The organism is bacterium (assembly GCA_035281585.1).
Classification (GTDB): domain Bacteria; phylum UBA10199; class UBA10199; order DSSB01; family DSSB01; genus DATEDP01.
Window position 1 is genome coordinate 1 of record DATEDP010000060.1, and the last position, 5,290, is coordinate 5,290.

Here is a 5,290-nt window from a genome sequence, read left to right on the forward strand (position 1 = left end):
GGGGTGGGGCAAGCCTTGCTATCGCCGGCCAATGGTGAAAATATGCTAAGGAAGGGAAACTTCAGGCCATTTTCGCCGATAATGGCGATGGTATGGAGGTGGGTTGCGTGAAGAAATTACTGATATTATTGGCTTTTTTTATGACGATCGGCGCCGCTAGCGAGCTGAAGGCCCAGTATTATGGTGGCTATTACGGTGGCGGCTATGGCGGCTATTATGGTGGCTACGGTTACCCCTATCCTTGGGGCTGGAATTACAGCACCGCGGCCTTCGCGGTCGACCAATTCTTCGGCACCGTCCAGCAGACTTGGACCGCGGTCGAGCAGACCAACGCGCTGGAGAATCAGATTCTCATCCGCCGCAATAATTTAGAAAATTACAAGTCGATCCAGCGCTACCACACCGAAGGCATTCCGGCTTTCTCGCCGGTCGCGCCCGATGGAAGGCCGCGCAACCCCAAGATCACCTGGCAGGACGTCGAGTCGATTCGTCCGTGATTGTCATCCTGAGCGAAGCGAAGGATCCGCGACCTACCAAGAAACTTTAGGACTCGAAAGTCTCTTCGTCTTCTCGGACCCCTGAGATGACACGAAGGAGATTGGGCCTTCCAAAACACCTTGGCCAGTCGCAGATCCTTCGCTTCGCTCAGGATGACAAACCGCTCAGGATGACGTGGCCCGCGACATCCACACCGCGAAAATCAGCGCCGCGAAAGCCAGCCGGTAGATCACGTAGACCCGGTAAGAATACCGCTGCAAAAAATACAGCATGTATTTGATCGCCAGATAGCCGACGACTCCGCTGACCAGGATTCCCACCCAAACATTGGTTTCCACCGGCCCTTGAAAAAGATGGCGGCACTTGAGAATGGCCGCGCCGGCGGTGATCGGAGTGCTGAGCAGGAAGGAGAAGCGGGCGGCGGTCGGCCGATCGAAGCCGAGGATCATGCCGGTGGTGATGGTGACGCCGGAGCGGCTGGTGCCGGGGATCAAGGCCAAGGCCTGGGCGAAGCCGACGATGAGGCTGTCCTTGAGCCCGATCTGACCGAGAGTCTTGGTCTTCTTTCCGAAGCGGTCGACGATGCCGAGCAGGATGCCCATCACCGCCATCATTGCCGCGACCAGCAGCGGGCCGCGCAGGATGGTCTCGGCGTAGTCCTCGATGAAATAGCCGATGGCCGCGGCCGGGATGGTGCCGAGCAGAATGTACCAGATGAGGCGTTCGTCCTTGTCCCAGACCCCCGGCTTTTTGCCGAGCGAGCGGAAAAAGGCCCCGATCAGGGTCAGCCAATCGCGCCAAAAAAAGGCGAGCAGCGAGCCCAGGGTCCCGATGTGCAGGGCGACGTCGAAGCTCAAGCCGGGGTCCGGGAAATTCAAGAGCCAGGGGAAAATCACCAGGTGGGCCGAGCTGGAGATCGGCAGGAACTCGCCCAGCCCTTGGACGATGCCCAGGATCACGGCGTGAAAAAGCGTCATCGAAGGTCCTTTGCGATCTCAAAAGGTCGGGTCAGGATGGACTCCGGCATTTTGGCGTAATCGTAGCGGTTGCAGAAATGAATCCGCAGCACGTAAGAGCCGGGTTTGAGCTCGGGAAGCTTGGCCGAGAGCGTTCGACCCTGGTGGCGGTCTTGGACGATCAAGCATTCCTTGCCGGTGGCGGTGAGGCTGGTGTGGCCGGCGACCTTGGAGTCGTCGGCCTTGAGCACCTCGACCATCGCGTCGGCGCCGAAGGGATAGTTCGTTGCCCGCATGAATTTCATCCTCATGGTTTCGCCGGAGCGGTAACGGTCGAATTCGGGTTGGAGGATGATCTTCTCGTTTTCTTGCGGCGTCTTGTCCTCGGTCTTGCTCGAAGTTTCGTCCCAATATCGAGCAGGGCCGGTGTCGAAGTGGAAGTGGCGGCCGTGATAGTAGCCGATGCCGCAGCAGTCCAGGCCTTTGACGAATTCGTAAACATCGGCCGAATTCACCCCGAGCAAGATGAGGTCGCCGGCCGCGGCCTCCATGTGCATGCTGGATTGGGCGGCCAGCTTGCCCTTGTTGCGGAGCGATTGATTGAGCCGGGGGCTGCGGTAGCCCGATTTCAAATTGTAGCCGCGGCCTCGGAGCTGGTCTTGGATATAGTCCATGGCCTCGAGGAAGCGGAGATCCATCCTTTCTTCCTCCTGGGCCCAATCGGCCTTGAAGATCTGGTTCAAGGCCTTCAAGCCCGCCGGATCGTAGTTGCCGTCACCTTGGCGGAACGGAACCTTTTGACCGTTGACCGTGAGAACCCCGTCGCCCATCAGGAAGAAGCGGCCGGCCTGAGCCTCGGCGGCCGTGATGGAAATTGTGCTGAATAAGGCCGTGAGCAAGAATTGGAAACGAAATCTGGCCATAAAAGGGGTGGACTCCCGAAAATCGACAAGCTACGCTGCCGCGAAATGATCATCGGTCTTACTGGAAAAAACGCATCTGGCAAGGGCGAAGTTGCCCAAGTGTTGAAGGAGGGCGGCTTCCATTACCTTTCGCTCTCCGACCTGCTCCGCGAGGAGCTGAAAAAACGGGGGATGGAGATCCTTCGCGAAAACCTGATCAAGGTCGGCAACGAAATGCGCCAGACCTACGGCGGCGGCTATCTGGCCGACAAGGCCCTCCAGCAGATCGACGTCGACAAGAACTACATCGTCGACTCGATCCGCAATCCCCGGGAGGTCGAGGTCCTGCGCCGGCTGAGCAATTTTCGCCTGATCCACGTGACCGCGGTGCCCCAGGTTCGCTTCGAGCGGATCAAGTCGCGCAACCGCGAGGGCGACCCCAAGACCTTCGCCGAGTTCGAGAAGCTCGAGGCCCGGGAGGCCAAATCGGCCGACCCCAACACCCAGCAGCTCGACGAGACCGGCCGTTTGGCCGACGCCGAGGTCGAGAACAACGCCAGCATCGACCAGCTTCGGGACAAGGTCCGCGACACGATCCGCCAACTGGCGATGGACACGCCGCGGCCCTCCTGGGACGCTTATTTCATGGGAATCGCCCGGATGGTGGCCTTGCGCAGCAATTGCCTGAAGCGCAAGGTCGCGGCGGTGATCGTCCACGACCGCCGGATCATCTCGACCGGCTACAACGGCACGCCCCGCGGCATCCGCAACTGCAACGAAGGCGGCTGTCCCCGATGCAACAGCTTCGGCAAGTCCGGCGTCGACTTGGAAGAGTGCTTTTGCAGCCATGCCGAAGAGAACTCCATCACTCAAGCCGCTTATCATGGCGTGGCCATCAAGGGCGGCAGCCTTTACACCACTTTCTCTCCCTGCCTCATCTGCACCAAGATGATCATCAACAGCGGCATCACCGAGGTGGTCTACAATTCCCAATACCCGATGGCCGAGCAGGCCATCGGCCTCCTGAAAGAAGCCGGCATCGCGGTGCGTCTCTTGGAAATGAAGTAGGGGTTGCTATCCGTCGCCGCGGAGATGGCTCCGGCACAGCAAGATAAGATCCTGAACTTCCTTGGTGTCGCGGATTTTCTGGGCGGCCAGCAGGTCGTCGAGGGCGCCGGCGTAGTCCTGGCCTTGAATCTTGACCTTGGCGCTCTTCAGCAGCTGGTCGAAACGACTGCTCTCCGACAACTCGCTTTGAGCTTGATTGCTCTTGAAACCCTCGTCGCCCTTGACGGCCGGCGCTCCGGCCGAGCTGCCGGGTGCCACCGGCGCCGCCGGTTGCGGAGCCGACCTTTGCAGGGCCTTGGCTGGCGCTTGATCGATCTCCTTGGCGGGTTCGGCCGACTTCTTCCTCGACTCTTGATCCAAGGTTGGGGGGCCGGCCCTTTCGGCCTCAGGGATGCTGGTGCCGGAACCGGCCTTGTCGGAAGCGCCGCCCAAGGCCGGCGCCTCGGCCGGAGCGGTGAGGGCGCGGGCTTTCTCCTCAAGCGGAGGCGGCGGTGCTGTCGTCGCGGCCGGGGTTTGGAAGCCTTGGATCGGCGCCGCGGCTTTCTCTTCGCGAATCTTGGCTTTGCCCTCCGCTTCGGGTTTTTCGACCGCCGGTTGGCTCAAGGGTTTGGCCGGTGCCGGCTCGGTGTAATCGAGAGAGTCGGCGGTTGGCGCTGGCGCTGCCTTGGGAGCCGGCGGCGGCGGCGGGCTCACCGGCGCAGTCAGGTCGTCGGCGCGGCGGTGGCGGAGCAGCTCCTCGCGGCCCAAATAACCGAGGCCGGCGATCAAGGCCAGGGTAGCGAAGCCGACGGCGGCCGGATTGAGCAACCAGCGCCAAAAGCCCGAAGGCCGGGCGGCCGGAGCGGCATTGCGGGCCGCGGCCGCGCGGAGAATCTTGGCTTCGACGAAGGGCGAGGGGCCGTCTTCCTCGGCGACCAAGGCGTCGAGGCCGCGGCGGAGCAGGCGGAATTCCTCCCAGTTGGCCCGGCATTCGGCGCAGCCGGCCAGATGGGAATCCAGGGCCGCAGCGAGCTCGGGCTTGAGCTCGCCGCCGAAGGCTTCCTCCATCCATTCCTGACATTGCTGGCACTCGGGCCTCACTTGAGGGCCTCCTTCACGAAAGTCTTATGCCGCAAGTTGCGGCGCAAAGTTTCCAGGGCGTAGCGCATCCGGCTCTTCACGGTATTGATCGAGACGTTCATGGCTTGACCGATTTCCTCGAAAGTCAAGCCGGCCCTTTCCTTGAGCAAGAAGGTCTCGCGCTGTTCCTCGGGCAATTTTTGGATCGCCGCCTCCAGGTGTCCGGCCAGCTCGCGGTCATAGGCCTGCTCGTCGGCCGCCATCGTCTCGGCCGCGGCCCGGCCCACCGGTGTCGCCTGCTCGTCGTCCTCGGCCCGCCAGTTGGCTTCGGGCTGCTCGGGCCGGCGGGCCTGCTGCCGAATTCGGTCGATGCAATGGTTCCGGCACATGGTGAAGAACCAGCCGCGGAAAGACCCCGAGCCGTCGAAGAGCTTCAATCGCTCCAGGAGCTTCATGAAGACCTCTTGAAAGACTTCCTCGGCCCGTTCCCGTTGGGGGAAATAATTCTTAACCACGAAGAAAATCGCCCCTTTGTAGCGGACGAACAGCTCGGCGAAGGCTTCGTTCCGGCCCTTTAAATAGGAGGCGATCAGTTCTTCGTCGCGGGGAGACTCCGCGGTGGGTCGCTTCATGGATTGGGTGGACCCGTCTCCGCCACTCAACGGGACGAAACGGGCTCATTTTAGGGTTTTCATTTTTATAGGCTTAAATGGGTGGAATTGGGGAGGGAAAACTAGAGGATCCGAATCGGCGCCGCGGCCTCGAACGGGTCCTGTCCGGGCTGCACCCCCACCGTCCTCGCTTCGC

Annotated in this window: 6 protein-coding genes; 2 read left to right on the plus strand and 4 right to left on the minus strand. The window is 61.4% G+C overall.

Translation table 11 applies throughout. From position 1 onward, the window contains the following. Positions 1-140: 140 nt before the first annotated feature. Positions 141-497, plus strand: coding sequence for a hypothetical protein (locus VJR29_04620; protein ID HKY62684.1), 357 nt, complete (start codon positions 141-143; stop codon positions 495-497). 165 nt (positions 498-662) lie between these two features. Here VJR29_04620 and uppP read toward each other — a convergent pair whose 3' ends face one another. Both uppP and VJR29_04630 read right to left on the minus strand, forming a co-directional pair. After that, the gene (gene uppP, locus VJR29_04625) at positions 663-1,475 is read right to left on the minus strand and encodes an undecaprenyl-diphosphatase UppP (protein HKY62685.1); all 813 of its coding nucleotides are present in this window, start codon (positions 1,473-1,475) and stop codon (positions 663-665) included. Beyond that, a complete protein-coding gene (locus tag VJR29_04630) occupies positions 1,472-2,377 on the minus strand; it encodes a DUF882 domain-containing protein (GenBank protein HKY62686.1) in 906 nt (301 codons plus the stop codon). Before VJR29_04630 ends, uppP begins: the two co-directional genes overlap by 4 nt. A 45-nt stretch (positions 2,378-2,422) precedes the next feature. Here VJR29_04630 and VJR29_04635 point away from each other — a divergent pair, with 45 nt between their 5' ends. Then, complete coding sequence (locus VJR29_04635) at positions 2,423-3,424, plus strand: deaminase (protein ID HKY62687.1); 1,002 nt, start codon at positions 2,423-2,425, stop codon at positions 3,422-3,424. Between the two features lie 6 nt (positions 3,425-3,430). Here the strand turns inward: VJR29_04635 and VJR29_04640 are convergent, their stop codons facing one another. Continuing rightward, positions 3,431-4,504, minus strand: coding sequence for a zf-HC2 domain-containing protein (locus VJR29_04640; GenBank protein HKY62688.1), 1,074 nt, complete (start codon positions 4,502-4,504; stop codon positions 3,431-3,433). Continuing rightward, positions 4,501-5,115 (minus strand): sigma-70 family RNA polymerase sigma factor, encoded by a 615-nt coding sequence (locus VJR29_04645; GenBank protein ID HKY62689.1) that lies wholly within the window; start codon positions 5,113-5,115, stop codon positions 4,501-4,503. The genes VJR29_04640 and VJR29_04645 overlap by 4 nt, the downstream gene beginning before the upstream one ends. Positions 5,116-5,290: the final 175 nt, after the last annotated feature.